Below are 26,648 nucleotides of genomic sequence, written 5' to 3'. Positions count from 1 at the left end.
TTAAATATTATTGTGTGTCAGTTCATAATGTTCATGTTAATATTGAAAAAATAGATTCTTATCAAATAAGAAATTTCAACCTCGATTTTTTATAAGGGCACCTCTTTTTCCTATAGATAATAGCTCAACAAATTCTTCTTTATCAGCTGACCCTCTTTTAATGCTTTCAAATCGATCAAATTCTTTTATAGTACCCTCAATCAATCTTGGAGATTTCTCTTTCACAATCGGGAAAGTAGAAAGAATATGCTCAAACTCCTCTTTATTCAATCCATACAAATGAGCCACTAATGCATCTATCTCGCATCGAAGCTGCGCCCTATCCCCGGTATCGTGCTTTGTCTTATTCCATCCGTAGGCACCGCACTCTTTATTCCATACGGGCGTGAGTTTGCTCCAGTCTTCAAGTATACTTGTGCCTCCATCCTTGACTGATAAGAGGTTCCATTCAGGACAGTAAACCTCATTCCAGAGGTCTGCGAACTCCTCGGTGATGCAGATGAGGCGAGCAGCGCGAGGGACAAGTTGGTCAAAATACCAGTTGCCGGAGGTGAAGCGGGGGATAGGAAGTTCATTAAGATATGATATAGGTACAGATGTCATTCCACCTTTTTGTCTCAAAATATAATCAAGAACGAAAGATGATAGAATTGAAAATAAATAGATGTTTTCATATTTATTTAAGAAATTTTCTATGCGCTTGCCCCTTTCAAATTCAGTAATAGTTTCCATACCATAAGTGCAAAAAAAAGCCTTCGGAATTATTCCGGTAACGAGTGTCCGCTCATTTGTATTTGCAGCTATTCTTCTTACCCCACACCTATATTTCAAATAGTCAGGATCAAATTTTTCGTTTCTATAATATTTCATTTCACCTTGTTGCTCTTCAATCCAAAGTGAAATCATCTCTTTATGAAACATGCCAAACCAAAAATGTTCGCCAAAACATAAAGGTAAATTTCTTTCACCTCGCTTTCCGATCCATTGAATACCATTTGATCTAGGAATAGCTCTCTCTTCCTCAAGTTTTTCTTTTGTTTTAAACAAATGGTTATCGTTGGTCATATCAAATTCTCTTGTAAACTTCACATTCCATGCTCCCTCAACACACTCTCCAAGAAATGGATGTTCACCGTAAATCTTTACAGCCAGGTCAATGTCGTGTTGGGATTTGAACTCCATTATCGAAAGAGTATCGGGTGAGAACTTCTTCACAGAATCGACACTCATACGTAACGCATCTTTCTCAAGGCTTGGTAGGATATCTGGATCGTGGAGCATGAAGGCAGTTTTGAAAGTATCGGTCCCACCGCCTTTCTTTGTTACAAATAGAACGAATTTGAAACTTCTATGTATAGGAAATATCCCAAGTTTGTTCTCAAAGCAGTAGAGAGACTGTATCTGTGAATTATCAAAGAAGAGCTTCCTTAGCTGTAAGCAACCTTGGTCAGTATATATTCCAGAAGGTACAAGTATTCCAAAGCGAGCATCTATTTTTAAGATCTTAAAGAATTGTTCAAGGAATAATTTGAATGTATTAATATCTCCCCGTCCAAGGTTTGGAAAACTATTTGATTCTCTATAAAATAGGCTCTGCTTATTGATAATCCGCTCGTATTTTTTCCAAGCATCATCGATCTTCTTGTTCTCGCGTAACTCATCCATTACTTTCTTTGCTTTCTGTTTTGTATAACTCCGAAATTCCGGGTCTTTTAAACTGAAGAATTCCTGTGAATTGGGCTTGACGATCTCCCACGGCGGGTTTCCCAACACGCAGTCAAACCCAAAACTCTCCCGCTGGAAGACATCCGGGAACTCAAGATACCAGTGGAAGAACTTATACTCCTGCGCCAGTGCTTTCACCCGATTTAGAATATTCTTATCCACTGCGCTCTCTCCGCTCTCGCGTAACATTCGCAAAAACCCATCAGTAGGAGCATCTCTGGTCTCCTTAGTTAGGGGCCAGAAAAATGCAGCTGTCCAGGTATCAGCAATGAGTTTCCGACTATTGGAGAGGTAGCTGTTCATAAGCCGGTTATAGCAAATTTTCTTATTTTCTACATCCTCTGGATTATCTTCTGGAAGATCATTCAATTTGTTGAACTTTTCTATGTATTTTTTATCTTCCTCCCTGGTTTCCCATTCTGCAAGGCTCTGGCTTTTCTTTTGCTTCTTGTTAATATTAATGATCTCTTTTGCAACCGCTTTATCATCTCCCTCTACAGGAGTGAATGCTGTATCTGGTATGCCCTTACTCAAAAGTGTAGGCGTCGTTCCAATAAGACTGTTGCCACATTTGATGTGGTGATCGAGGAAGTTCAGAGGCATATCCTCTACAACCGCATTAATCCAGAGTGATACCTTGGCAAGTTCTACAGCCATCGGGTTTAAGTCCACCCCGTAGATGCAGTGCTGCAGGATTTCGCGCCTTGCACGCTGCTCCTCTTTATCTGATGGGTATTCAGTACCAGTACGTATCTGGGCAAGCTCTTTCCCCAGATACATTGTGGCTGCTATCAGGAAGGCTCCACTACCACATGCTGGATCGCAGACCCGAAGTGATAAAAGCGCCTTTTCTTTCTCCAGAGATGTCTTCCCAGAGTATATTTTTTCCTGTGCCACTGGAATCAGGGCGCTCTTGATAAGCTCATCTACAAGACGCTTATCTGTGTAATAGCTGCCAGTTGTTTTTCTGGCTGTACCTCTTGAGTCAAGAAAAAATGTCTTGGCACGAATAGGCTTTCCATCAACTTCCCCATCCTGAGCTAGAACACTTGGAATCAAATCTAGTAGGCTCTCATAGATTGAACCAATCTCCTCAACACCAAGATCGAGGTAGCTAATACGCTGGAGAACCTTGTCTTTTTCAATCCAAGTTAAATAATGAACGGCAGTAAGAAGGTCTTCATTTTTGCACTCAAGTGCTGAAAGGGTTTTCAGCCTATCATCATCAAATAGGCTGCCGTTATATGGAAACACATTGAGCTTCTGATATCCCTTCTTTAATATTTTGAAAGTAACCTTTAATCCATACCATATATCTGCATACTTATCATTGATTTTGAAATTCTCAGCCCGTTCCCTGAGACTTGTAATGCTGTATTCCTCGGCGTACAGGGAATCGCGGCTTGGCAGTATGCCTCTCTGTTCTTCGAATAACAAAAATAGGATACGATAAGTCAATGTCAGCAGTTCTTCATAATATTCTTTGCAGAATTTTTCATCAGAAATCATACGCTGTACGAGATCTTCGGTTAGAAAGCCGTTGCCAAGGGTTTCAATTGCTAGTTTAACATTACCTCGCAGATCCTCGCCGACCTTGACTCCTGCTGCGCAGCTTTCTTTATAAAAATGTTCCAGAATTATAGTATTATCCCCATTTTTAGAGAAACGGCTGGCATGAACCATGCGATAGAGTGCACGGAAATCTGAAAAACTTCTCTCGGTGAAGATATTCTCAAGGTCAAATTCCACATATCCCTTTGTGGATGTATGATAGAAATCCCTTAAAATCCGCAGGAGTATACCATTAGTAAGTAATCCCCACTGGCTCTTTTTATCTACATTAAGAAAAATCTGGAGGGTGTCATGCGGACTTTTCTCATTTCTATCATTACCATTCCGCACATCAAGATCCTCTGAAGGGGAGACTGCATGGATCATTGGATCGCGCTCTTCAGGGAAACCTCGGTATAAAATATTGAACTTGAGCCGTTTATCTTCAGAAATTACAATATCCTGTGGCTGATACACTGGTTTAAATCCTAGAATCCGTAAGATTGGAAGAATCCATTTTTTTCTAGCTTCTGTAGTATCCTTATTTTGCACATTGAAAGAAAATTCATCCCAGCGCTCTAAAAGCTCTTGCCACGCTGAAATCATCTGCTCATTAAGCTGCTTTTGGGTCAGAGGTGGCTCGCCTGGAACAGAGAATGTCTCAGGTCTGATATAGGGATTATTGAAATTCTCCTGCCTCAATGACTTGAGAAAATCTGATGAAATTAATCCCCCACGTGAATTTATATTAGCCAGTGGGTCTTTGCGAATGTTATCACCCCACCTGAGCAGGATAATATAATGTAACACTCAGTAAGTCATTAGAGCCAAGAGTGAGATTATCCAAACCCGACAGCCAATCCTGTGTTCCATTTTTCTCAAGACGCTCTTTTATTGTTTTTCGTTCTCTGGAGATCTCAATGAGCCGCTCTTTCAATTTTCGTAAAATTATATCTGTTAGATCACATCTTCCGAGAGCTTCCTTAAGATCCTCAATCTTTTCTCTGGCGGTTCTATTATCTGAAATTGGTTTTGCTGAAATGAGTTTATCTTTCTCATCTCTTGAAAACACATTTTCTCCATAAAGCACTACAGCTATCGGGATAATCTCTTCAATAATGGAAACAGGTCTGGTTTGCACTACATACCGCGCTATAACGTTATACAGCGCAGTAGTTTGCTTTACGGCATCTGTTTTCATTGTAGCCGTTCTTCCATAGCTAGAGGAATCAACAAATGTTGACTGTTTCACCAGTTCTGTCAACTGGCGGACAAGAGAATGTCCCAGATCAATCACTTCAAGAGATGGATCAACAAAAGCACATTTTGGATTGAATGTTGCATTTTCAATCTTATTGCCAAATCTAGTTTTGAGGCGATTATCTGTAATTTCAATGTTAAATATTTCAGAAGACTTTTCAATTAGAGTGCAGTTTAGCTTATTCAGAGAGCTCCTGACAAAATGTTCTATCTGTTCGCTGCTGCCGATTGCCCTTTCTGTTTCCTTAAGTTTCTGTTGGACTTCCACTAAATCTATTTCAGTCTTTCCATAGAAGCTTTCACTTTTGATTTTTTGAATTGATTCATCTGAGAAGGGATTTGCACTTCCCTTTTTCACCTCCACAGCTTGATAGAAATCATCAAGAGTCCTCTGGCCTACATTGACCTGAAGTCCCTTTTCCCTGATTAAATCCAGAACAGAAACATCATCACCAAAAAATGGAGGAGAAAAGCCATAATCTTTCCGTATTTGGTCTGCCTTTTGGACAAGAATCTTTAAAATCGCTGCCTCAAGGGTATCTTTCATTACCAGAGTCCGAATATAAACTTTCGATTCTTTCTGCCCGTATCTATCTATTCTACCGTTTCTTTGCTCTAATCTATTCGGGTTCCATGGAAGTTCATAGTGAATTAATTGATTGCATGCAGCCTGAAGATTAATACCTTCAGAAATACAATCCGTAGCAATCAAAATGGCCGTTTTCGAAGATTCGAAATCTTTGAATTTCTCTTTTCTTTGCAATTCATTCAAAGAGCCATCTATTGTAATAATCGGAATATCTCTGTAGCGGGATGAATTTTTTATATTGCCCTCAAGATAATCCAGTGTATCCTTATATCGGGTAAATATTATCACTCTTGGATACGTCTTAAGTCTCTCACGAAGCTGGTTTTCAAGCAAGTCCTGAAGTTTATTATCCTTAGCCGGAGTTACTTTTCTGGCATACTCAAGAACCTCTTTCAAAAGTGCTACTTCCCTTTCTTGAGCAGCTTTGTCTCCAAAAGTTATTCGCTCAGATCGAGATCCTGTTTCTTCGTCTGTGGTTTTCTCGCCTGTATCATGATCTAAAACATTTGCTCTTGCATCATCCTCAGTTATACCAGCACTGTCCTCTTCTCCTTCCTCATATATCTTCTTTTTTTCCTCATATTTTCTCAATCTATTTTCAAGTGAAAGCACCAATGCACGGGGAGAACTCAGTGAACGTTTATGGAAATGCATGACCACCCATCTAGCAAGCCTTCTTCTGTATGCACTTTCCTTTTCAGCAACATTAAGAATGTAATTACCGAGTTCATCAACTTTTTCTATGGATATTCGCTGTGCATCTGATAAAGGGCGGTAAATTTCATTCTGATCTCTTTCAGGAAAAGGACTCTTTTCAGTTGATGATTTCTTGAACCAATCTTCAACATCTTTCCGCCTACGCTGACAAATATATGACTTAGCAATGTCTCTGTTAATTATAGGTTCATGAGGCAGTCCCGAAACTGCGTCCACATTAAGCATTCGGATGAGACTTGCATATGTATCTGTATACCCATTGTGTGGAGTTGCAGTAAGGAGTAGCAAATGCTTTGCTATTTTGGAAATTGCTTCAGCAAGCTCCCAGCGATCCATCTTGATTTTCTGTTCGGCAGATGCCTGATGGGGCTTTGCAACATTATGAGCTTCATCAATCAAAACTATGTCCCAATTCAGCTCCAATATCTGGACTTTTATTTGGGGCATTTTGGCATAATCCAATGAAGTTATCAGAAAAGGATAGTATTCCCAAGGATTAGTGCCGGGCGGAAGTAATCTCTCCATTTCACGGCGATGCCGCGTGGAGATTATTTTAGCATCAATGTGAAAGAAATGCTCCAGAGCTTCTTGCCATTGCTCACGTAGATTTGCAGGGCAGATAACCAATAACCTTGTTGCCTGCTGCCTTCCGAGCAATTCTGTAATGATAAGCCCTGCTTCTATGGTTTTTCCAAGACCAACATCATCTGCTATAAGCATCCTTACTTTTGGCATTTCAAGGGACATTACAACAGGAACAAGCTGGTATTGAGTTGGAATTACACGGCTTCTTTGAAGACTCATAAGGGGAGCAGTTCCATGAAGCATACTGAGTTTAAAGGCTCTTAACATCAAATCTTGAGCCGAGATGTTGCCTATTATTTCTGGATTTGGGGCTTCAAGATTCCCTGGTTTTATATCTTCTAATGGGATTAGAAATCTGCGATGTATTGTATTTCCACCGTCAATACTTGTTGCGGTCAGAACATCATCAGAAACTTCATCAACCCGCCATAATCTGGAATGGTTTTTAATTATGGAACCAGGGCTGAGAAATTGATTATTATTTTGTCTAATAGTTTCGAAGTTATCAGGTGTATGCGGTATTGTATCATTTTTCAAACTAAACACATTCCCATGAACTTTACATCATTTTGATTTGATTTTTTATCGGTCAATTTTGCAGTTTTTTATCATTTAACTATTATTTTTTATACGTTGTAATGCCTAATCACATGTACATAAACAAAGGTGTGATACTTTTGTGATTCACTCCCAGACTCTGGACGAAATGTCAAGACACCGTATTCATGTGGGTTTATTCTTCTAATATCAAAGTCTGGGATCGCATACCCCAGAGCAGTAAGATGAAAGAGTAAAAAGTAATTTCGAAAATCTGTACAATGATTCAACAAAATAACGAATAGTTTCACCCCACTCACCAAAACAATAAAACTAAGCTTATATTATACAGATTGAAAAATATCTCCCTTTATGCAGACCTCTAACTGTCCCCTTGTAAAACATTTCACAAAACCTGAACCAGGCGTTCACTTTGAACGTTATTGTTAAGGATCCTGCAGATGACAGGATATTGGAGTGTGCTGTTGAAGGTGAGGTAGATTATCTGGTTTCAGGCAACAAACATCTTCTTGATGTTAAGGAATTCCGGGGGATAAAAATCGTGACTCCAAAGCAGATACTTGAAATCCTTGGAAGATGAACTACAAGATCGCATTAATGAGTCCCCGGCTGTTACCTTCAATAATAGTCAGCTTATAAATAAGCTGAACGGTTCTATGGGTATTGAAATCTCTATTACTGAGGATGTTCTACCAGTTCTATCAGCACCTCATTCGGGTCTTTAAATGAGGCAAGTTTCATACCTCCCTCCAGTTGTATTGGCTCTAAATGAAATACAACCCCCTTCTCCTTAAATTGAGATACTGTAGCTTCAATATCATCCACGGAAAAAGTGATATGGTCATTTATCGGGATTGAACCCTCTCCCATTTTGAGTTTAACACCCTCAGAATGCTCTGGAACATTTTTGCCTCTATACTTCATGAGTTCTATTTTACTTCCATCCTTTTCTACGAAAACTGCTGATAATCCAGCCTCTGCCATCTCTATCCTGCTGAAAATAGAAAAGCCAAGCACATCAGTATAGAATCCCACTGACTGATCTAAGTCATTTGTCATAATCCCAATATGGTCGATTTTTTTAATCATTGTTTTTCCTCCCTGCTGCTTTTTCAGAACGCCTTTAGAATATTAAATATTTTACATTTGATAATCTTTTGAGGAGATCATTAACAAGCTTGAGACTGAAAGAAAGAAAGAAAGCGATTGAACAGGTAAGATTTGAACGGTTGAATAAATGGAGGAAGAAATAAACCCCTTTATTTCTACTGGAAAATTATATAAGTTAATCTATTCAATGCTAATAGGATAGAGCAGGCGATGGATAGGATGGTAAGTGGAGTGATATGAAGCTAATTGCCTGCTCACACTTAACAATAACCATCAAAACTAATATACCTATTTCGTTAAAAAATGATTATCATTATGACATACTCAGACTAAGGTTTTATAATTCGATCATCTCAGCAACTCTATTTCCGCAGAAAACACATTGGAGAAGCTTTGCATTTCCAACTGTGAAATATTGCATCATGTGACCGCATTTTTTATAAAGTGTTGTGTTGCCTTTCGCTTTTATGGCATCAATTGTCTGCCTTATAGATCGCAATTTTTCATCCTGATCTTTGTCAAGATACATCAGGTCTTCATCACTGAATATTATCGGCATCGTATGTTATATCTATGTTATTCATATATTCAAGTATCGCTAACTTGAATAAATATGTATATAATTCTATTACAGGCAATTGTGCTTTATTTAATTTCAGGCTACTTACATTGCTCCCAGATGTGGTATCCAGAAAGTAAATTTTCAGTATTTTGTCTGTTCCTGCGCAAGCACAATCCCTGACTCTGGATGAATGTCCAGATACCATATTCTCGCCGGTTTATTCCTCTAGCATCAGGGTCTGGGGTCATCAAGACCCCGGCGCAGTCAATCTATGAACTTAAACGATTCAAAAATCTCATTGAAATTATGTCCAAGTTCAGCAGTAACATTATCCCGTTTTTCTGCATCGGTGCTGATGACCTTGAAACGTAATACATACAACCTGTTTCCGTGAATAACATGTATATCTCGCTGGTATAAGTCCCCGACAGTCCTGTATTTCCTGATGATCTCCCATGCCTTTTCTCCACCGAGTTTTGTCTCTCCCTCATAGGTAATGCCTTCTTCTCGTTTCAATTCCTGTGAACGTGCATACGCCAGAGTGTACCCGATAGGGACTAATTGTGTATCCATACTCACCTGGACTATAGAAAGAGTGCCGTACTTTTGCAGATCAAGCCTTATGGAGCCATCATCACCCGACGGCCACCAGGGATATTTGTCATTAACAAAATTTACTACACCGCCATAAGGTAAATTCCACATCGCATCATCTTTCCATCCTGCGGGAAGCTTCATTTCAAACATGAGCGTTTTGCTGGAATAAACATCCTTTCTGATTTGATCAGTATTGGATAATGTCTCATTACCTGCAATGCATCCGCTGAAAATAACGATTATCAGCAAAGATAAAGTCAATACAATGTTTTTCTTTTTCATAATTATAACCATTGATAAATTAAAGTTAGAAGCTCCTGGTAGGTTATTGAATGCGCATATCCAGCTGGTACTGTTTTGCTTATCCAGTCATCTATTGCTTGTTGAATGTCAGCATACTCCACTGTGCCGGGATCATCACCAAGTCCTCTGTAATATGCAAGAATATCAGGCGCACTTGCAGGTTCAACAACCCACACCCATGTTTGTATGGCACTGCCTTTTGCATTATTGACAATTGAAGTTACGATCCATGTGCCAGGTGATGCGCTGGCGTTGACATAGTTCGCCTGGGTTACGCTGTTGTCGGTCTGAACTAATGCATTATTGAGAGACCATATATAATTTGCATTCTGATCTGTTGTGATACCAAATGTCCTTTTTTCACCCACAGTATTTTTTACTGTGGAAGTAGTGGGGCTGAAACTGGTTATATTCGGCGCGCCAATCGATGGGGTTTGCTGTGACTCTTCAGTTGCATTTATTGTTATGACCTGGTTCTCCTCCTGTAATGAGGTTACATTGAAGTAGATCCCTTTTCCATATTCCCTGACAACAGATACGGTGGTTCCGGAGGTAAAACCCATTTCATCATAATAGGGCTTCTTTGATGAATCCTGAATAATTACATGGTATAATACATCGGGTTTACTGTATGTGAAATTAAAATATGTTTTTGTAGAGTTTGATGAGTAAGTAACAACATAAGGAATAGTTGAACTCTTCGATACTGATGTTTCATAGGTTGCGTCGTATGAGCCGCCATAATCGTCATCGCTTCCGATATAACAGCCCCCTTCCTCAACACGTACAAAAGCAGACTCATTCGTATCAGGACTGCAATCCTTATAGTATTGAACTAAATTGTTTATGCGATCCAGATTTGTAAATATATTTGTGTCATATGATAAAACGATATCTGTAGATGTAATTACGGCATTATCATTAAAAGCCCAATGAACTTTGTTATTGAGACGAGAAAAAGATACAACTCCACCGCCAGAACCGCCGGACCTTATCGTAAAGGAAGTTGTATAATCCCTGGGAGGGAACGAATATAGATTCGTTAAATTAATGGTTAGAGCTGCCAGATGATCCCAGGAAGAAGTATCAAAATATAGTTTATCGAATAATACGTTATATTCGGTAGCCCAATCGTTCCCGTTCCCAAATGTGTAAACATGAGTATAATTTTTTTCCTGGGTGTCGTTTACGACGACTTTACCGGATTCCGCTCCGGCTACGGAAGTAACTAAAAATACCAATATTATTGAATACAATACCTTCTGATAATTCATAGTTGCAATTCTTTTTTTATACATTAGTTTTTTCACAAAAATTCGATACTGCGGCTATGTATTTAAATTATTGCACATATAATATATAAAAGTTAAAATTAGTTTTTATCTTCAGTTTTCATCTCGTATATTAAAACCAAGATTTAATCTTAAACAACGTTGATGTGGATTGAATATCCCATTTGGCCAGACCAGATTAACGGATTTTAAAAGGGGTGACTCAAATGGGCAGAAAGGTTCCAGGCTATTGCATGCTGCTTGAAGGGATAATAGAAGAACTTTCAGCAGATATGATCGATGAAAAATGTGGACACAAGCCAGAAAATAGCGTTTATACGAAAGAAAAGAAATTCAGTGAAATGTTCTAATGAATAGATAATACAAACAAAGAAACCATGACCAAAAACATATTTTCTTCCTATGAAAAATCAGTTATCACGCAAGTACTGGATGAAATTGCAGAATCTGTTTTCGATGATCTGGATAGCCTTGACGTTGAGAGCGACTGGGAGGAAGTGGAAGAAATACAACAGAAAGATGTTGATCCAGAAGAACAGGCATCCAGGATGTATGACGACGTTATAGAGTCTTATCTTGATGTTCTCAGGGAGTATCAAAATAATTCAAGGGATGATTCAGCAACAATTCAATGCATGGGGATATTGAAAGGGATTTATAAGTTTGAAAATGAACGCATGAACGATTTATTTGATTGGGGGCAATATGACAATCATAAAAATCTCAAACAGGTCATTGAGGAGTGGAGAAAGGGAAATACTGATCCCAGGAATCTTAAAGAAATGGATAAATTTGTGATGGAAAATTTTCCCGAATGGCATGAAGATACATATTGATGCTTTAACTATAGCAATGAAAAGTATGAGCTGGCTACTTATCCTGACGGTGAGTTCTTCGGAAAACCTGAATATGCATTTCTGGCTTCTGCTGCCTTTTATTGATGGATACAAATCAGGAAGATCACAATGAAAGAAAGCTGTTTGATCTTGTTAGTTTCTTGTTTATCTTGTGATTTCCAATAAAATTCTTTCAATTTCCTCGTAGCTAAAACCAATAATAGATGCGACATTTATGATCTCTTGTTTTGAAATAGAGCCAATGATCTTTTTGATCTTCCCCCCATCATAGAACTCAAGCAGGTTTGATTTAATATCCAGAATTTCAACATCAGTAAACCATAGCAAAGCGAAAATATCAGCAATGTCTTTCAATCTTTTGTGTTCTTTATCCCGACCGATTACCGAGTTTAATTTTGTGGCTAACAAAACATGGGGTTTTGGAAGCCAGAGATTTCTTCCGAATGATTTTTCTATCGTCCTATTGGCTTTATTTCTGAAAACCATTTCAATCAGTGGTTCATCGACCGGGTTAAAATGAAAAACATCATAAAATTTTGGATGAATGATGTCAACAACCGGGTCTATATATAAAGGAAATACGAAATGCTGTGGCGTTGTTTTCGCTTCCTCTTTGTTCAGTTCTTGTTCGGTTTCTATGTGAAACTCCTTTAAGTATCTGAATCCTACTGGCATGAACCCAAGATCTTTCTCAATAATTTGAAGAGATTTAGCAAATGTCGACTCATGCAGATCTTTCTCGCTCCAATCCTTCTCAAAATGAAATCCAAGGTCAATGTCCCTTGACCCTATGTAATCTCTGCCTGTTGCTTTCTTAAAATTCTTATTTACATTATGGAAAACTGCCCATCCCCCTATCAAACAAATTGGTTCTTCAAGTCTGTCTACCACTGTTTTAAGGTATTTATAAGAAATATCTATTTCATACGGTTCATACATCTTTCATAACCTTCTTAATAAGCAGTTCTGCAGCCTCAACACATACGCCCCCCTCAATCATCAGGTCAATGATCAACTGAGGCGTAGAAACTATTTTCAACCCATTCTTTTCAAAGGCCTTATAAAAAACATGCTCATCCGCAAGTAATAACCTCATATTTCCCTTACCTACCAGTCCTTTTTTTGTGATCATATCATGCCACTGTTTCCAGTCGTCTTCTTTTATATAAACATCTATCCTGCTTGGAAACAAATAATTCTGGATGAGATTTTCTGCCTGGTATGTGGTCAATGCATAGGGTAATTTACTGTTTTTGAGAAGCTTCAACGGCTCTTTGACCATATACTCCCTATATTTAGGTTGGATATAAAATGCCTGCCAGAAACGCAATAGGGCAGAGTAACTTAAGACTTCTGTACCTTTTATCACTCCGAGCCCTTCGAGTTTTAAGAGAAACTCACGCACCCAGGGGTATGTAGCGCCAGCCTGCCTGGCGATCTCGTATTTGCTCATATCACCGGTTGGATTGTTTGTGAGAACTCTTAGTATTCTATCTCTTACTTTTCCGCGCATGATTGTGAATGTAACTTTATGTGTTTATATATATTAACTATATAGTTAATTGAGGTTACTTATATACTTTACATTCATAAATCATGTAATTCAACAACTTTTTCACAGTCGCCATAAAACCAATCCCTTCCATCCCCATCACCAGTTGTATCACATTCCCGTCTTTCCCGCACCATCAACTGCTGCCAATTAAGACCATGGCGAGTAAATCTCCGTTACTCTAGCCAATTCAGCATGCTCCCATATAAAGAAACAACTTGCAGCTGAAAGAAACATGCCACCGATACCGGCGACTGTCCGAGCACCCGGCGCAGGACTGTCGCCAGGACAGCAGCGACAATGACCGCAAGGCAGCAGCCGTGCCTGAGTGAACGCAGCGAAGCGGAGTGAGCGAAGGATGCGGTGATTGGAGCGTACGGACAACAAGGCAACCATGAATCACAGCTATCAATGCTATTTCCAGGAGAAAAAACACATCGCAAAAAGAGTGATGTGATTTATCCGACCTCAAAAAAAAATTAATCCCGGTCGAAAAGGTGAGCTGGGCAGCCACAATTATCACATTTGTTCAAATCATTCAACAGCAGAGCAGGCATCAACTCTTTGCATTCAGGACATTCTACTCGTCTTTCTTTGCTTTCCATAATAACCTCCAGCAGGGAGACAGAGACGCCGCCTCAACCCGCACACGTTCTTGTGGAAACCGGCTGGGGCTTTGATGGTTTGTCCGCCGCAGCGGATGTCCGCAGACACCCCGAAGGGGCAAATCTTCAAGCCCCAGACGGAGGGTAATCGTGTGCAGGGGGAGAGCGCGTTAGAGGAGGTCACATATCCGGAACAGGAATACAAAGAGGCTGGGGGAGTCTCGACCTCTACGGGCAAGCAGCGGAGAATTCTCGATTACTTCTGCAAACGGGTACGCAACCCTGTCATACGCTCTGCTTCCCTATGCATTCGTGCAGGACTACACTGAGGCAGGCTATAACCAGAATGTGATGACCAGAGCACCGAGGTTTGCACGACGAAGGGTAGCCTGAACCTGAATAGTCAGTGGAGAACTTGCGCGAATGCCCATACAGCAGAAGCTGGAGTTGGCTAAAAAGCTGCAATCTGAGAAGTTCAAACGAATGACGGAGGTTATTGGCTGAATGAGGAGGCTTGCGGTTCCTTTCCCCATCTTGCTTGCGCCTTGTAGATTTCCATCACGATGACCTTGGTTAGTGAAGAGTCGGCTTAGATTTATATTGAACATTATGAGTCTTTTTGATATTTTTAAGTGGTTAAGGGAGTCTCACGGCGGTCAGAATTAAGGATTACCAATAGTAGAGATTATTTTTTAACAAAGAACAATGTAGGTCAGGTAGTACAGAATGGAGAATTAATAATGTCAATAAGAGAACTTGAAGAGGAAATCATAGAAATTGAAAAAGTAAAAGAACATTACAAATCAGGTAGTATAGAATGGAACAACATTGACGCTATAATTACTGAAAAGAAAAGAAAACTCAGCAGATTGAAAAAACGAGAAGATGGTGAAGAAGATGATGTCCTTGGAGGCTGTGTAGGAGATTGTAGTAGGTGTGGTGGATGCACATAAACAAAAAAAGCTGCAACAGTTCAGGGCAAGATAATTTAAAGATTGGCTACTGATCCTTTAATGCGCAACGCAAATGGCATTTTGCGTTTTATATGAAGGTTTTATCAACAAGCAGATATTAAATGATATTATTGTTATTCCTGGAGGACGGCATGAAAGATGAAGAAAAGAATAAAGCAGAAGTGATGTTCCAGGGAATTTTTGATTTTGCACCTGATGCCATCATCATCGTCGACAGAGAAGGGCGGATTTTACAGGCGAATTCACAGGCCGAGAAGATTTTCGGATATGCCGGGAAAGAGCTTATTGGCAGATTGGTTGAAATCCTTATACCTCAACGCTTCAGGAAACGTCATGATGAACACCTGAAAGGATATATAGAAAAGCCACGGATTCGCCTTATGGGATCAGAGTTTAACCTTTACGGCCTTCGAAAGGATGGAACTGAATTTCCCGTTGACATCGCTCTTGGTTATCTTGAAACTGAGGGTGGAATTATTGTTTTGAGTATCGTCCGTGATATTACCGAGTATAAGAGAATGGAAGAAGCAATAAGGATCAGCGAGGCAAAATACCGCGGAATTTTTGAGAATGCTGCAGAATGCATCTTCCAGACTACCATCGATGGGCGAATACTTGTAGCAAATCCCGCATGCGTGCGTATTTTGGGCTATACTTCAACCGAAGAACTTATCGCCAGTGTTACCGATGTCCGCAAGCTCTATGCAGAACTGGGAAGGCGTCTGCATTTGGTAAGACTGATCCGGGCCGATGGTGCTGTTTCCGATTTTGAAGCTATGATCAACCGCAAGGATGGAAGCAAGATATGGGTTTCAATAAACGCTCATGCGCTGGAAGATGCCGCTGGCATGGTCTTGGGTCTTGAAGGGATGGTAATTGATATTACTAATCGCAAGAGGGCGGAAAAGAATTTCCAGAATTTAATAGAGGGTGCGCCAGATGCTATAATAGCAATTGATAGGGATTTCAACATACTTCTTATTAATACTCGTACTGAGAAATTATTCGGATATACTCGATTAGAATTAATAGGCAATCCTTATAATATCCTGTTACCTGAACGATTCAGGGAGAAACACGCAGTATATTGTAAAACATACTATGCAAATCCCTCAACAAAAATAATGGCTCTTCATATGAACTCAGTTGCAAAGCGCATGGATAACAGTGAATTCCCTGTTGAGATCAATATGAGTCCAGTTGAAACTGATGGAGGAATTATTATAGTGATTGATATTCGTGACATCTCGGAAAAGAAAAAATGATTTGATTTAGGGGATTTGATAATTGCAAAAGTGTTCTAAGGAGCTCTTGGAACAGGAGCCTCTGCACCCGGAAACAATTTTTTTGACATCATGAATTCCCTTGCTTTCTTAATCGCAGTTGAATATACGAACATCCATCCCTCATTAATAAAAATCGTTCCGTTGCGGATTGTTTCCTTGCTGAGTGTCTCAACACTGAATTCCATCAACAACTGAATTGTGGCAACACACGCAGCTGAATATTCATCCATATCTTTATTTTCAGTCGTTATATCGTGGAGCAGCATTTTAAAAAGGCTTCTGAACTTATTGGAAGGAATGTATTGTTTCTCACCAACTTTTACCATCGCATTGATTTCAATAAGCTCTGAAATCAATTTGTTGACCTTTTCCTCATCCCAGTGTTCTGTGGGAAAATCCGTAAACTCATATTCAGCCCAGACATTTCGAAGATGTTCATCAATTAATTCCTTTTTATCAACTCGTTTTAATGCATATTCAGAGGATTTCAATTCCGGTATCGTTGAAACATAGAGCCTGAAAAGATTTCTTAGTTTCTCTCCGTCTTCCCCCTCGACAACCTTTATTTTCTTAAGTATCTCATATTCAAGGTCGTTCAGGATTATTATCAAATCTTTTGGCATTAACTCCTCTTCAGTAAGATCTAACTTGATTTCTTACTCCATTTGATAGCACTATCCTTATATAAATTGAAATGATCGATAGCGGTACTCATTCTATCAACTCCGCAATAAAAACACACTCTTTTGCACCCTTAATGATGCATTCTTCGCCTTTTTTGCAATAATATCTCGCATCTATGTGTTTTTTAGATAATCCTCCAAAGAATCCCTTCCAAATACCACAATATCTGCATTTTTTTCCCTCAACAGGCAAACCTTTTACATGAAATATGACTTTTTTTTCCGATTTTTCGATCGAAATAGTAATACCTTCATTTTCAAATTCCCTCTTAACATCCTCTATTTTAAGAGTTTTCATATCAAGTGCCGCCTGCTCCCCCGCTTCAAACATCAATACCGAATTGGCTGCCTCAGTCACAATATTATTGCATACTTCGACATACGATTCCAGAAATCTCCTGAACAATTATTCACACCCTTTATTCATATATTATAGTCGAATTGCATTCATAATAAGGTTTTCTTGTGGATCATATATGCTTGTAAGCTTTTTAATAGAACCACGTCCATAATATAGGATAACTTCCTGTTAGGCTATACAAAACTATGTCCAGTCCAATCACCATCCAATTTTGCGGTGCGGTATGTGAAGTTACATGAATGTTCCCATTTCATGGTTAGGTGGTCGAAAAATTGAAGTTAGGTTTTTATAACGGTGTAACCTAAATTTGGGTGTGGAAATCCTTGTTTTTGATAATCATTTGAATCAACCCCTATTTATAATTAAAACAACCTCATTGAATTTCTGCTTTGAATTTTTCGAATCCGATCTCATCGATGAATTCCCCGAGTCTCTTTTTCTTGGAATGTCTTTTATAGTATTCTATTATCCTGTCTACGGTATCAAGCGCTTCTTCATCTGATAGGTTTTCATTAAGTGTTACACCTAATCTAGGTTTTAATCCCGCACTGCCGCCTACTGTGATATTCCAACCTTTGGAAGTGCCTACAATTCCTATATCCTTGATAATGTGTTCAGAACAAGAATTAAGACATCCTGAGACTCCAATTTTTAATTTTGATGGTAATTCCTTGCCATAATTTTTTTCATCCAGTTTCAAGCCTATTCCAACAGAATCCTGCTGGCCTTTCTTGCAAAAAGTAGTACCAGGGCATATCTTGACACTGCGCACACAGAGTCCCGCTGCATGAGCAGGTTTCATTTGCAGGTCATCCCACAAATTGTCCAGATCTTCCGGTTTTATTCCTACAATTGCTATCCTCTGGGCAGAAGTTAATTTCAATGCCTGAGCATTATACTTTTCTGCTATATCTGCAATTTTTCTAAGTCCTGCCACATCTATTATTCCACCAGGTATATGTGGAGCAACAGCGAATGTTTTTCCATCTCTTTGAGAAATAGCTCCTTTTTCTAACATGTCTTTTGCCATAAATTCCTCCCTATCGACTCGGCATATCATACCGTTTCCTATCTCTTAGTTCTTGTTGTTTGCCTGCATTCCAGCCTTTAACATCTCCGATATATCCGGTAACTCTGGATAATTGGGTGACATTATGCCGATTACATACCGGACACATTGGCTTCCCACATTCATGGCATGTTGCAGTTCCTGATATGGTCTCTTTACACGGTTTGCTTGCATTTGCTTTTAATGCGATTGTACATTCTTTGTTTTCCATGATTTCAATCTCCGTTTATTTTCAAAAATATCTGTCAAACATGCCTTGTAGAGCTCTTGTATGTCGAGCTTCATCCCGCGCCGAGACATCGAAAAAGTCATGTGCTTCATCAATTCCTGCTTCTTTTGATTTTAATGCTGACTCACGCTTGAATTTATTCGCACCCTCTTCACCTTTTAGCATCCTCTGAAGGTTTTCTTTTGTACTGATGGAAATTTTACCTGCAAGTTCGGCATAGCCTGCTGCATGCCAGGCTTCTTCAAAAGCTATTTTTTCCAGAACTACTCCAATCTCAGGGTAACCTTCACGCTGTGCCTGCTTTGCCATTGCAAGATATAGCCCGACCTCACCGGTCTCACCTTTGAAGCTATTCTCAGCTGCTTCTTCCATTACGGTTCCTTTGACAATTCCGATTTTGTTCTCGCTTATCAATTCCATAAAAACTCCTTTGTTAGATATCAAACTAACAGTAAGGTTCAAGTATAACTAATACCATATAAAACTTACTGAAAATTACGATACTAAGAGTATGATATGGCTTACATTCTAAAACCTGACGAAAAAACGGCAAAATTATTTTCAGACAAAACAAGACTGAAGATATTGGAGTTACTCTCCGAAAAAGAATTGACAAATTCCCAGCTTGCCGGGATGTTGAATTTGAGTAAACCCACTATTTCTCATCACCTGAAATTACTTCTGGATGGTGGCATTGTGAAAATATCAAGGATTGAACATGAGGAACATGGCATTGCGATGAAATTCTATGCAGTCAATCCCAATATTCTTTCAGTTGAAGCGCTTAAAGATAATAAATTGACTGAGCAGATTTCAAAAGAAATCCAGGAAGCTATGGATGCAAGATCGGGTCTCTCTGGTGGCCATGCTAACAGTGCATTCTTACGTATGTTGAAATCCACAATTCTCAATACAGGAATAGATATGGATAAACCATTTTATGATGCTGGCTACAAAATAGGGGTTAATGTAATATCTAAACAGGTAAAAGCCAATACACTAAAAGATGTTTTAAAAGAATTAGCCGTTTTGTGGGAGAAACTTAAGCTTGGAACTGTAGAATTAGTCTCAGAAAATAAAATCAAGGTAGCAGATTGTTACCAATGTGGAAATATGCCCAATATGGGAAAAACTCTCTGTCCAAGTGATGCTGGAATAATTGCAGGCGTTCTGAACACAGTTTGCCAAAAGAGATATTCTGTAAAAGAGACAAAATGCTGGGGGACAGGGTATGACTTTTGTGAGTTTGAGATAAAGGAATTGTAGCCCATGTCCAGTCCAATCAATATCCAATTTTGTGGTGCTACAGGTGAAGTCACAGGTTCAATGCATCTACTGACCATTGATAATAAGAAAATACTTCTTGATGCAGGAGCTTTTCAGGGAACTGAGGCAAAAGATAAGAATTCAGCCCCTCTTATATTTGATCCTGCTGAAATAGATTATATCTTTTTGACCCATGCACATTATGACCATACCGGCAGATTGCCAATGTTATGCCAGAGAGGCTTCAAAGGTGAGATTATAACTACACCTGTGACAAGGGAAATAACTTTTCGAATAATGGATGACTCTTTAAGAATACAAAAAGAAGAAGGGAAAGAACTATTATTCTCAGAAGATGATGTAAAGAAAGCAAAAAGCCTTTTCGTTCCATTAAATGAAGATTATCCGCAGTGGCAGGATGATGAAAAAAAGATAAAGATCAAATTCATCCCATCAGAACATATCCTGGGAAGCTCTTCAATATTCATAGAGGAGCCAGTTTCCCTCTTATATTCAGGTGATGTTGGGGGCGGCTCATCCAGCCTTCACTCCATTCCAAAACCGCCTGATACATGTGATTATCTTATTATCGAAAGTACATATGGAAATCGAAATCTTGAAAAAAGCAATAGTGAAATATTATCGCAATTGAAAGCCGCTGTTGAATCAATCGGGAAGAATAACTCAAGACTTTTGATACCTATCTTTTCCATAGACCGGGCTGAAGAGATCCTGTTCATGCTGCGCGAGCTGAACATCAAAGAAAAAATATATCTTGATACTCCTATGGGAATTGATATACTTGATATCTATTCACATAATAAATATCTATTATCTAAGATTTCAGATGAGTTCATAAAAAAAAATTCAAAGGAACTTGATAAAATATTCCACCCCGATAATTTCGAGAGGCTAAGAGCAAAAAAAAATAGCGATGAACTTGCTGAATCAAGCGAATCATGCATAATCCTTGCAAGCTCAGGAATGTTGGAAGGAGGACGCATCAGGAAATATCTTCCCCAATTCCTTCCCGATGAAAAGAATATCTTGCTTTTTTCAGGTTTCCAGGCAGAAGGGACTCTGGGCAGGGATATCATAAATGGATATCCAGAAGTGAATGTAGATGGAATACCTGTAAAAGTAAAAGCACAGATCAGGAAAATTGAAGGGCTTTCCGCTCATGCTGATAAGACTGCACTTTTAAATTATATCGATTGCTTCAAGACATTACCTGTAAAAATTTTCATCGTACATGGAGAGATGGTAGCATCCCTGGAATTATCTGATGCCATAAAAGAGAAATTCAGGATAAAAACGGTTCTTCCAAAAATAAACGAAAAATATGATCTGGCAGCAGGTGAGATAAGGGAAAGAACAATAATCAAGGGAATATCAATTGGAAATGTCAGGTTGAATTTTGAAAATATATCTGGTAAGAAGATAGCTCTTTTTGCAGGGGGAATAATAGATAATGGTAACGAATATTCCCTTGTTTCTGTTCGTGAAATAGAGGAAATGCTTCATGATTTGAAAAAAGAAATGGTAAAATCTCTCCCTGAAGAAATAATTATTTCGGAAACCCATATCAGACCTGAGACTCTATCGAGTGCAACTCCTCCATCACCTGAGGAGTTGATCCTTGGTTTAATTAAAATTTTTAAGGCAGGTTATGTTTCTAAAGGCCTTATCCGAGATCTGATGGATGCATCAGAGCGTGGGATAAGCGAATATAGGAAGGTTATCGACAAGAAGATTAAAAACGATGCATTGATTCTGGATGAAAATGATTTACGTCGCAAAGGAATTCAAATCCCGGACAGGTCTCTTATTTCAGGACAGCTGGAAGACTTATTGAAAAGAAGCTCCTTAATGGAACAGTTAAATTTGCAGTTAGCACTCCATCGAATGTTTACCGAAATAAAATAAAGGAGAAATATATTAAAATCTAATTTATAAATATATTAATTATGAATACCCTGTTCTGAGGAAGAGAGGTACGATGCTGGCTTTCTTGCTCTTATAGGTGATACCATAAATTATCGATAATATGAGAAATCGATCAGAATTGAAAGATTTATTATTGATAAAGACGTTTAACTCAAAGTTCTCGTTCAATTGGGGTTTTTCAAATATTATTAGAAAGGAGATAAAATAATGTTAAATGAAGACTTATGGATATTAGAACTAAAAGCAACAGCAGTGTCACCACTCTATACAGGTGAGAATAAACTGGAGAGCCAGAAAAGAAGAAAACAGGGAAATATGCTGCCGACCAGGATGTCAGGGGATGGATTCGCATCGATCAGCATATTCGGAGCAGTCCGTGGGTATGCAGAGAAGATATATAAAGACGCCGGGACATGCGATACCGGAAAAGACACAAAAGGCTGCGGGAGATGTCTAACATGCGATATGTTCGGAAATCTGGGACGAAAAGGAAGAGTATCCTTTGAAGATTTAAAATCTGTACGACCCTTCGATAAAGTAGTTGAAAGAACAGTACATCCGCACATTGATAGGGAAACAGGTGCGATATCTGCTGGAAAAGGCGCGTCAATCGAGCTTGAAGAGATCGTAGAAGGAACCGAACTGACAGGCAAGATCGTTATCAAGAACCCTACTGAAAAGGATATTGAAGTCATAAACGCTGCTCTTGCGGCAGCTGAAGATAATGGAATAGGCGGATGGACACGGCGCGGGAAAGGGCGAGTTAAGTTTGAAGTAACGCCAAAAAAGGTCAAATGGGCAAACTACAAAGAGTTAGGGGCGGCGGAAGCTAAGAAACTGGTGAACATGAAATGAAGCCGCTGGCTTTTAAAATACAGGGAGAACTTGAAAACCAATCAGAGTTGCATATAGCCACAAATAATACATATAATGAAAGGGGATCACGGATAAAAGCAAGCGATATCTACCCTTTAGGACAGAATCTCAGGGGAGCATTCGGATATCTTTTTCTTGAAATGAAAAGCAAGATCGCAGACACTCTTGAGAATGGACATCCTGTTATCTATTTCAGGGACGCGCTGATAAAACATCATGACGGCATTTTTATTCCTGTAGTTAAATTGGATAAAGGCATAAGACAGGTGGTTTACGAATGTTGTGAATGCCTGCATATCGATAAATATCCTGCTTTGAGACAGCCGATGGCTGGAATATCGCTTGGCATTGGAGGAACTGTCAGGAATATGTACACGACTGATGTAATCTCAAGCAAAAACAGGTTCAGGTTCGAAGCGATTTTCAACATGAAGGCAAAAAGCGCCCAAGAGGAAAAGCTCAATGAAGAATACCTGGCAGAATTTATCTCAGCCTTGAAATATGTTGAAGACAATGGTTTATATATCGGCAAGCGGAACTCAAAGGGATTGGGTAAGGTCATCCTCAAGAAATTGACAATAGTGCCTATTACGATGGAAGATATCAAAAAGAGAGCAAAAATCATTTCTCAGATAGTGAGAGATGAAGACGGGAAAATGTGGATTCATCTTTTCTCTGATACTCTCAGCAGCTTCCCGCTGTCAGGTGAGGATATTGTAAGAGATACGAAGAATGCAGCAAAGTTCTTTGATCCTGATTTCACGCAGTATAAAGATCCGAAAATAACGCATATAGAAAAACCAGTCGAACTTCTTGTCAATTTGAGTTTTCTTGACCTGAAAGTAAAAACAGGAAAACCCAGATTTGAAGCGCCAAAGAGTGTTATTTCAAGAGGTACAAGATTTAGATATCAGGTAACTGATGCTGTTCCAGAGTTTTTTAATGCGTTTGCAATGGCAGAGCTGCTAAGAGGTTTGGGGGATCGTACAAGTTTTGGAAAGGGGGAGTTTGTAGTAAGTTAAACGATTGATGTCCATCAATGAATACCTTGTTTTGAGGATGAGGTACGATGCTGGCTTTTCTGATTCTGAAGTATAGTATATTTGTGCAAGTCTTTTTAAATGATGTATCGGTTTTGAGAGTATGCACTTTGATATTTCCTATTTCAAGGAAATATGTGACTCGAAATGAGAAACTAAGTCTGATTCTTGGACCGTTTTAGGACACGTTCCTGATGATATGAGGGTGCAACTTCCTGTCGCATACTGCCATATTGAAAAGCTTATATTTGTATCAGGACACGTTCCTGATGATATGAGGATGTAACATTAATCTATTTATATAAATTAAAAATTTGAAACCTATGAACCTCAGAGCATGCTCTTAATTACTGAAAGTTGCCATTGCAGCTTCTGCTAATGTATATGAATTATCTGCACCGGACATAGATCTGCAGCCCTTCGCACCATTTTCTCAAATTCGCCGGATACTTCTCCTTCACCAGGGTTGTTTGCGATCCTATACTCATCGATAACCTGGCTGCAAGCATCTTTTGGATTCTGCTCAAAGAATTCAGGGCAGCTATTCCAGCATGTTCCACAGCTGATGCAACCCTTGCGGTCTATACTTACTTTCAGTTTTTCTGCCATATCTAAAACCAGTATTCAGGATATTTTCTATTTTCTGAGAGATTATTCACCAACAGGGCAACGATAAGAAGAATGAAAGCTCCCAGACCGGCAGGTACAATGGCATAAAGAAAACCAAGATTATGGACCTGTTCACCCCCGATTACAGCTATCAGTGCAGTTGCACCTCCTGGAGGGTGCAGTGTCTTTGTGGCAAGCATTAATGCTATGGATAGGGAAACAGCAAGCTCTGCTGCTGCCCAGATCACTTTTCCAAATACCTGGTAGCAGAATACCCCTGCAAGCCCGGATAGTATATGTCCGCCGATAAGGTTCCTCGGCTGTGCAAGAGGACTTTTAATTGCAGCATATACAAGGACAGCGGATGCCCCAAAGGAGCCAATTATCATTGTCAGGTCTCTGGGTTCAAAGTATGCTGATGAAAGATACCCTAATATCCCGATACCTGTAACTGAGCCAAGCCATGACCACATCACCTCGGAAATTCCCACACCCGGAGGACTTTTTGCGCCCCCTTTCAGTTTTAAGAAATATTCTTTCATTGTTTCCCCAGGTATCTCACGATGTTCGCCCTTGAGATTATTCCAATGAGCTTATTCTCCTCATCAACTACAGGGAGCCTTTTGATTCTTTTTTCATCCAGTATCCTGGCTACTTCCCTGATGTCTCTATCAGGTGATATTGTTATTACCTGTGTGGTCATTATTTCTTCGACCTTGCCCCCATTCCTGATCTTCGGATGTGGTTCACCAAGAACATGCCTTAAAATATCCCTGAAATCATGGCTTTTTTTCATGCCGGTTGAATAAAGGATATCTGCTTCCGTGACAATCCCTATCACATGCTTTTCTTTATCCACAACAGGCATCCCGCTAATCCTGTTTTCTGACCGGATCCTTGCAGCTTCATGAATATCTGCATCTTTACTGATGTATATCACATTCGTTGTCATCATATCCTTAACGGAAACCTTGAGAGTGAGCCTTTTTTTTGCATGTATAAGAGCAATTGTGTAAATTTTCTGGAGGTCTTCTTCCGTGATGTCCACATATTGATGCAATTCCTCTAATGCCGCATGGAGATCCTCACTTTCAAGTTCGATATCTTGCATATCTATGATCGTCTCTTCATGACGAGTAACAAAGATACCATTATACCCAAAACTGCAAGCTCAGTCCCGAATCCCGGAGTTGCTTTTGTTCCTTTTTCCGTTGTCTTTTGAGCATTTTCAAGCTCTGCTATCCTTCGAAGTGTCCGGTTCTGGGACTTTATCTTTTCAAGATCAAGATTTATTTGCGCCCATCCGTACCAATGCGAATAATCCGGGTTCATATGATAAGCTCCCTTCCAGGAGTGGATCAATGCATATTTGAACATTCCAAAGAACTCAGCCTCAATGCCTGAGGTATTTGTGTATGTCTGCTGTCCTGTAATAGTAAGTTTATTTCCTGTAACGGGATTAGCCGGCCTGTTTTCAGGCATGGGATCAAGCAATCCATCTTTATTCAGTCCTTCAATTATTATTATGCCTTCTCCCACTTTTTTATCAGCTTGCACTTTTATCTCATCTGCATTTTCAAGTACATTTTGTGCAAAATTTCTGGAATGGCAGCGTGCACAGATTGATAGCATTTTGTTCCTGTTGGTATCGAACTGTTCCTGGGTGATCGCTCTCATCGCAATGCCATTTGAGTCTTTGACATAGTCATTTCCACTGCTCTTGTTGCTTATGAACGCCCCCTGTGAAACCGTGCCTATTGTTGTTCCCTGGCTCACATCGTGAGTTCCTTCATCCATATGGCATGTGATACAACCCGGAGCGCGTGCACTCGTCCTGTTTGTTTCCTGTATCATCCCGTGCTTTGATTTCTTGTAATATTCTATCTGTTCATGGTCAAGCCCCATATGGCAGGTCTCACATGCTTCTGGCTGGCGCGCCTCCTCTTTGCTAAATAGATGCCTTGTATGGCATGAATCACATTTACCGGCAGAGTCGTCAGCATATATTTTTCCTATGCTGTGGCAGCCTTCGCACATGCTTTCCCGCATTTTTTCATTCGGGATAGCCTTGTATCGGGCTGCAGCGGTCATTTTTGACCAGCTGATGCTGTGTTTCCCTGCATTGAACTGGCTTACCTGCGTTGAATGGCAATTTGCACAATCTTTAGGTGATGGCGTCGTTGTGATCAGAAAACCATTGTGACTTATCGCGTCTTTATCACCTTGCGCTGCCTCATGGCATTTATCACATGTAACATTGTTTAAAGCATGTTTACTTTCTTTCCAGTCATTGATTATCCCTTTTGTAGCTCCCACCGAGGCATGACAGCCCACACATGCGTTTTCAGCTGCTGCAGATAATCCGGTTAAAAATAAAAAAACAATAGCTATTCCAATAAATTCTTTAATCATCTATTAACCCTCTTCGTGTCGATAATTTTAGTT

27 protein-coding genes are annotated in these 26,648 nt (G+C 39.5%); 10 read left to right on the top strand and 17 right to left on the bottom strand.

Features of this window, described 5'->3' with window-relative positions; genetic code table 11:
* Window positions 1-75: 75 nt before the first annotated feature.
* Window positions 76-4,086 carry an Eco57I restriction-modification methylase domain-containing protein gene (locus CL181_RS01650; RefSeq protein ID WP_141398756.1) on the bottom strand — a complete coding sequence of 1,337 codons (4,011 nt, stop codon included), beginning with the start codon at window positions 4,084-4,086 and terminating at the stop codon, window positions 76-78.
* Entirely contained in the window at window positions 4,052-6,964 is a 2,913-nt protein-coding gene (locus tag CL181_RS01645; RefSeq protein ID WP_217993059.1) for a helicase-related protein, read from the bottom strand. Before CL181_RS01645 ends, CL181_RS01650 begins: the two co-directional genes overlap by 35 nt.
* 403 nt (window positions 6,965-7,367) lie before the next feature.
* On the opposite strand from CL181_RS01645, the gene CL181_RS20005 reads away from it, so the two are divergent.
* Window positions 7,368-7,565: a PIN domain-containing protein gene (locus tag CL181_RS20005; RefSeq protein ID WP_338140453.1), complete on the top strand. Its 198-nt coding sequence runs from the start codon at window positions 7,368-7,370 to the stop codon at window positions 7,563-7,565.
* 95 nt (window positions 7,566-7,660) lie between these two features.
* On the opposite strand, the gene CL181_RS01640 is transcribed toward CL181_RS20005, so the two are convergent.
* The 4 genes from CL181_RS01640 to CL181_RS01620 form a co-directional block, all read right to left on the bottom strand.
* The gene (locus CL181_RS01640) at window positions 7,661-8,074 is read right to left on the bottom strand and encodes a VOC family protein (RefSeq protein ID WP_097297502.1); all 414 of its coding nucleotides are present in this window, start codon (window positions 8,072-8,074) and stop codon (window positions 7,661-7,663) included.
* Window positions 8,075-8,432: 358 nt separating this feature from the next.
* Window positions 8,433-8,654, bottom strand: coding sequence for a hypothetical protein (locus tag CL181_RS01635; protein WP_097297501.1), 222 nt, complete (start codon window positions 8,652-8,654; stop codon window positions 8,433-8,435).
* Window positions 8,655-8,921: 267 nt separating this feature from the next.
* A complete protein-coding gene (locus CL181_RS01625) occupies window positions 8,922-9,536 on the bottom strand; it encodes a hypothetical protein (protein WP_141398755.1) in 615 nt (204 codons plus the stop codon).
* A 2-nt stretch (window positions 9,537-9,538) separates the two neighbouring features.
* Window positions 9,539-10,867, bottom strand: coding sequence for a hypothetical protein (locus CL181_RS01620; RefSeq protein ID WP_176505007.1), 1,329 nt, complete (start codon window positions 10,865-10,867; stop codon window positions 9,539-9,541).
* A gap of 188 nt (window positions 10,868-11,055) precedes the next feature.
* Between CL181_RS01620 and CL181_RS20000 the strand changes: the two genes are divergently transcribed.
* Genes CL181_RS20000 through CL181_RS19995 form a run of 3 tightly spaced genes read left to right on the top strand, consistent with a single transcriptional unit; the run spans window position 11,056 to window position 11,818 of the window.
* Entirely contained in the window at window positions 11,056-11,199 is a 144-nt protein-coding gene (locus CL181_RS20000) for a hypothetical protein (RefSeq protein ID WP_176505006.1), read from the top strand.
* Window positions 11,200-11,226: 27 nt separating this feature from the next.
* Window positions 11,227-11,685: a hypothetical protein gene (locus CL181_RS01615; protein ID WP_097297497.1), complete on the top strand. Its 459-nt coding sequence runs from the start codon at window positions 11,227-11,229 to the stop codon at window positions 11,683-11,685.
* Complete coding sequence (locus CL181_RS19995; protein WP_176505005.1) at window positions 11,669-11,818, top strand: hypothetical protein; 150 nt, start codon at window positions 11,669-11,671, stop codon at window positions 11,816-11,818. Before CL181_RS01615 ends, CL181_RS19995 begins: the two co-directional genes overlap by 17 nt.
* 32 nt (window positions 11,819-11,850) lie before the next feature.
* Here CL181_RS19995 and CL181_RS01610 read toward each other — a convergent pair whose 3' ends face one another.
* Window positions 11,851-12,645, bottom strand: coding sequence for a hypothetical protein (locus tag CL181_RS01610; RefSeq protein WP_097297496.1), 795 nt, complete (start codon window positions 12,643-12,645; stop codon window positions 11,851-11,853).
* Window positions 12,638-13,219, bottom strand: coding sequence for a hypothetical protein (locus CL181_RS01605; protein WP_097297495.1), 582 nt, complete (start codon window positions 13,217-13,219; stop codon window positions 12,638-12,640). The genes CL181_RS01610 and CL181_RS01605 overlap by 8 nt, the downstream gene beginning before the upstream one ends.
* A 1,384-nt stretch (window positions 13,220-14,603) precedes the next feature.
* Here CL181_RS01605 and CL181_RS01595 point away from each other — a divergent pair.
* Together CL181_RS01595 and CL181_RS01590 are read left to right on the top strand one after the other, a co-directional pair.
* Window positions 14,604-14,816 (top strand): hypothetical protein, encoded by a 213-nt coding sequence (locus CL181_RS01595; RefSeq protein ID WP_097297493.1) that lies wholly within the window; start codon window positions 14,604-14,606, stop codon window positions 14,814-14,816.
* A 152-nt stretch (window positions 14,817-14,968) separates the two neighbouring features.
* A complete protein-coding gene (locus CL181_RS01590) occupies window positions 14,969-16,102 on the top strand; it encodes a PAS domain S-box protein (protein WP_176505004.1) in 1,134 nt (377 codons plus the stop codon).
* Window positions 16,103-16,137: 35 nt separating this feature from the next.
* Here the strand turns inward: CL181_RS01590 and CL181_RS01585 are convergent, their stop codons facing one another.
* The 5 genes from CL181_RS01585 to CL181_RS01565 all read right to left on the bottom strand — a co-directional run bounded on the left by CL181_RS01585 (window position 16,138) and on the right by CL181_RS01565 (window position 18,885).
* Complete coding sequence (locus tag CL181_RS01585; RefSeq protein WP_097297491.1) at window positions 16,138-16,746, bottom strand: hypothetical protein; 609 nt, start codon at window positions 16,744-16,746, stop codon at window positions 16,138-16,140.
* Between the two features lie 88 nt (window positions 16,747-16,834).
* Complete coding sequence (locus CL181_RS01580; RefSeq protein WP_217993058.1) at window positions 16,835-17,140, bottom strand: hypothetical protein; 306 nt, start codon at window positions 17,138-17,140, stop codon at window positions 16,835-16,837.
* Between the two features lie 400 nt (window positions 17,141-17,540).
* Entirely contained in the window at window positions 17,541-18,197 is a 657-nt protein-coding gene (locus CL181_RS01575; RefSeq protein WP_097297489.1) for an NAD(P)/FAD-dependent oxidoreductase, read from the bottom strand.
* A 10-nt stretch (window positions 18,198-18,207) separates the two neighbouring features.
* Entirely contained in the window at window positions 18,208-18,447 is a 240-nt protein-coding gene (nrdD, locus tag CL181_RS21400; RefSeq protein ID WP_097297488.1) for an anaerobic ribonucleoside-triphosphate reductase, read from the bottom strand.
* 21 nt (window positions 18,448-18,468) lie between these two features.
* Window positions 18,469-18,885: a ferritin family protein gene (locus CL181_RS01565; RefSeq protein ID WP_097297487.1), complete on the bottom strand. Its 417-nt coding sequence runs from the start codon at window positions 18,883-18,885 to the stop codon at window positions 18,469-18,471.
* A 96-nt stretch (window positions 18,886-18,981) separates the two neighbouring features.
* On the opposite strand from CL181_RS01565, the gene CL181_RS01560 reads away from it, so the two are divergent.
* From CL181_RS01560 to CL181_RS01545, 4 genes are all read left to right on the top strand, one after another.
* A complete protein-coding gene (locus tag CL181_RS01560; protein ID WP_097297486.1) occupies window positions 18,982-19,731 on the top strand; it encodes a V4R domain-containing protein in 750 nt (249 codons plus the stop codon).
* Window positions 19,732-19,734: 3 nt separating this feature from the next.
* The gene (locus tag CL181_RS01555) at window positions 19,735-21,657 is read left to right on the top strand and encodes an MBL fold metallo-hydrolase RNA specificity domain-containing protein (protein WP_097297485.1); all 1,923 of its coding nucleotides are present in this window, start codon (window positions 19,735-19,737) and stop codon (window positions 21,655-21,657) included.
* 228 nt (window positions 21,658-21,885) lie between these two features.
* A complete protein-coding gene (locus CL181_RS01550; RefSeq protein ID WP_097297484.1) occupies window positions 21,886-22,533 on the top strand; it encodes an RAMP superfamily CRISPR-associated protein in 648 nt (215 codons plus the stop codon).
* Window positions 22,530-23,576, top strand: coding sequence for a hypothetical protein (locus CL181_RS01545; RefSeq protein WP_097297483.1), 1,047 nt, complete (start codon window positions 22,530-22,532; stop codon window positions 23,574-23,576). Before CL181_RS01550 ends, CL181_RS01545 begins: the two co-directional genes overlap by 4 nt.
* A gap of 393 nt (window positions 23,577-23,969) precedes the next feature.
* Here the strand turns inward: CL181_RS01545 and CL181_RS01540 are convergent, their stop codons facing one another.
* From CL181_RS01540 to CL181_RS01525, 4 genes are read right to left on the bottom strand one after another with little or no spacing between them, the layout of a single operon-like run.
* Complete coding sequence (locus CL181_RS01540; protein ID WP_097297482.1) at window positions 23,970-24,203, bottom strand: ferredoxin; 234 nt, start codon at window positions 24,201-24,203, stop codon at window positions 23,970-23,972.
* A 2-nt stretch (window positions 24,204-24,205) separates the two neighbouring features.
* Complete coding sequence (locus tag CL181_RS01535) at window positions 24,206-24,745, bottom strand: HPP family protein (protein ID WP_097297481.1); 540 nt, start codon at window positions 24,743-24,745, stop codon at window positions 24,206-24,208.
* Window positions 24,742-25,314 (bottom strand): CBS domain-containing protein, encoded by a 573-nt coding sequence (locus CL181_RS01530; RefSeq protein WP_097297480.1) that lies wholly within the window; start codon window positions 25,312-25,314, stop codon window positions 24,742-24,744. Before CL181_RS01530 ends, CL181_RS01535 begins: the two co-directional genes overlap by 4 nt.
* A gap of 2 nt (window positions 25,315-25,316) precedes the next feature.
* Window positions 25,317-26,615 carry a multiheme c-type cytochrome gene (locus CL181_RS01525; protein WP_097297479.1) on the bottom strand — a complete coding sequence of 433 codons (1,299 nt, stop codon included), beginning with the start codon at window positions 26,613-26,615 and terminating at the stop codon, window positions 25,317-25,319.
* Window positions 26,616-26,648: the final 33 nt, after the last annotated feature.

This window comes from Candidatus Methanoperedens sp. BLZ2 (assembly GCF_002487355.1).
Taxonomy (GTDB): domain Archaea; phylum Halobacteriota; class Methanosarcinia; order Methanosarcinales; family Methanoperedenaceae; genus Methanoperedens.
This window is presented reverse-complemented; position numbering and strand designations above follow the sequence as displayed.

What these genes read in the sequence shown, in the direction of transcription:
- CL181_RS01615 (WP_097297497.1), top strand. Translation starts at nt 11,227, where the DNA reads ATGACCAAAAACATATTTTCTTCCTATGAAAAATCAGTTATCACGCAA.
- CL181_RS01605 (WP_097297495.1), bottom strand. Translation starts at nt 13,219, where the DNA reads ATGCGCGGAAAAGTAAGAGATAGAATACTAAGAGTTCTCACAAACAAT.
- CL181_RS01525 (WP_097297479.1), bottom strand. Translation starts at nt 26,615, where the DNA reads ATGATTAAAGAATTTATTGGAATAGCTATTGTTTTTTTATTTTTAACC.
- CL181_RS01585 (WP_097297491.1), bottom strand. Translation starts at nt 16,746, where the DNA reads ATGCCAAAAGATTTGATAATAATCCTGAACGACCTTGAATATGAGATA.
- CL181_RS20000 (WP_176505006.1), top strand. Translation starts at nt 11,056, where the DNA reads ATGGGCAGAAAGGTTCCAGGCTATTGCATGCTGCTTGAAGGGATAATA.
- CL181_RS01590 (WP_176505004.1), top strand. Translation starts at nt 14,969, where the DNA reads ATGAAAGATGAAGAAAAGAATAAAGCAGAAGTGATGTTCCAGGGAATT.
- CL181_RS01555 (WP_097297485.1), top strand. Translation starts at nt 19,735, where the DNA reads ATGTCCAGTCCAATCAATATCCAATTTTGTGGTGCTACAGGTGAAGTC.
- CL181_RS19995 (WP_176505005.1), top strand. Translation starts at nt 11,669, where the DNA reads ATGAAGATACATATTGATGCTTTAACTATAGCAATGAAAAGTATGAGC.
- CL181_RS01575 (WP_097297489.1), bottom strand. Translation starts at nt 18,197, where the DNA reads ATGGCAAAAGACATGTTAGAAAAAGGAGCTATTTCTCAAAGAGATGGA.
- CL181_RS01640 (WP_097297502.1), bottom strand. Translation starts at nt 8,074, where the DNA reads ATGATTAAAAAAATCGACCATATTGGGATTATGACAAATGACTTAGAT.
- CL181_RS01535 (WP_097297481.1), bottom strand. Translation starts at nt 24,745, where the DNA reads ATGAAAGAATATTTCTTAAAACTGAAAGGGGGCGCAAAAAGTCCTCCG.
- CL181_RS01540 (WP_097297482.1), bottom strand. Translation starts at nt 24,203, where the DNA reads ATGGCAGAAAAACTGAAAGTAAGTATAGACCGCAAGGGTTGCATCAGC.
- CL181_RS01530 (WP_097297480.1), bottom strand. Translation starts at nt 25,314, where the DNA reads ATGCAAGATATCGAACTTGAAAGTGAGGATCTCCATGCGGCATTAGAG.
- CL181_RS01610 (WP_097297496.1), bottom strand. Translation starts at nt 12,645, where the DNA reads ATGTATGAACCGTATGAAATAGATATTTCTTATAAATACCTTAAAACA.
- CL181_RS01560 (WP_097297486.1), top strand. Translation starts at nt 18,982, where the DNA reads ATGGCTTACATTCTAAAACCTGACGAAAAAACGGCAAAATTATTTTCA.
- CL181_RS01545 (WP_097297483.1), top strand. Translation starts at nt 22,530, where the DNA reads ATGAAGCCGCTGGCTTTTAAAATACAGGGAGAACTTGAAAACCAATCA.
- CL181_RS01635 (WP_097297501.1), bottom strand. Translation starts at nt 8,654, where the DNA reads ATGCCGATAATATTCAGTGATGAAGACCTGATGTATCTTGACAAAGAT.
- CL181_RS01565 (WP_097297487.1), bottom strand. Translation starts at nt 18,885, where the DNA reads ATGGAATTGATAAGCGAGAACAAAATCGGAATTGTCAAAGGAACCGTA.
- CL181_RS01550 (WP_097297484.1), top strand. Translation starts at nt 21,886, where the DNA reads ATGTTAAATGAAGACTTATGGATATTAGAACTAAAAGCAACAGCAGTG.
- CL181_RS01625 (WP_141398755.1), bottom strand. Translation starts at nt 9,536, where the DNA reads ATGAAAAAGAAAAACATTGTATTGACTTTATCTTTGCTGATAATCGTT.
- CL181_RS01595 (WP_097297493.1), top strand. Translation starts at nt 14,604, where the DNA reads ATGTCAATAAGAGAACTTGAAGAGGAAATCATAGAAATTGAAAAAGTA.
- nrdD (WP_097297488.1), bottom strand. Translation starts at nt 18,447, where the DNA reads ATGGAAAACAAAGAATGTACAATCGCATTAAAAGCAAATGCAAGCAAA.